We start from the raw sequence: 318 nt of genomic DNA on the forward strand, positions 1-318 counted from the left end.
ATCGCCAGGCTTTAAATTTATTTTCACTTTTTTGAAAGGTGAAGACAAAAGGTATCGTTACTTGCATTAGCAAATAACAACCTCAACAGTGTACTAATCTGTTGATGACAATTTGTTGGAGGGATGGCTGAGTGGTCGAAAGCACCGGTCTTGAAAACCGGCAACCGTTAATAGCGGTTCTAGGGTTCAAATCCCTATCCCTCCACCACCATTGAAAAGCCCGCTGAGAAATCAGCGGGCTTTTTTTCGTCTTGAGTTTGGTAAAAGAACATTTGAATACTTCAAAGCGGCAGCTTATCCCAATCCGGAAAATTAACT

General features: G+C 41.5%; 1 tRNA gene. It reads left to right on the forward strand.

Annotated elements, in window-relative coordinates:
- Positions 1-117 precede the first annotated feature (117 nt).
- A tRNA-Ser gene (locus tag AB4507_RS22885) sits at positions 118-208 on the forward strand.
- The last annotated feature ends 110 nt before the right edge of the window (positions 209-318 follow it).

Source organism: Vibrio sp. 10N.222.54.A3 (genome assembly GCF_041474095.1).
GTDB classification, from domain to species: domain Bacteria; phylum Pseudomonadota; class Gammaproteobacteria; order Enterobacterales; family Vibrionaceae; genus Vibrio; species Vibrio crassostreae_C.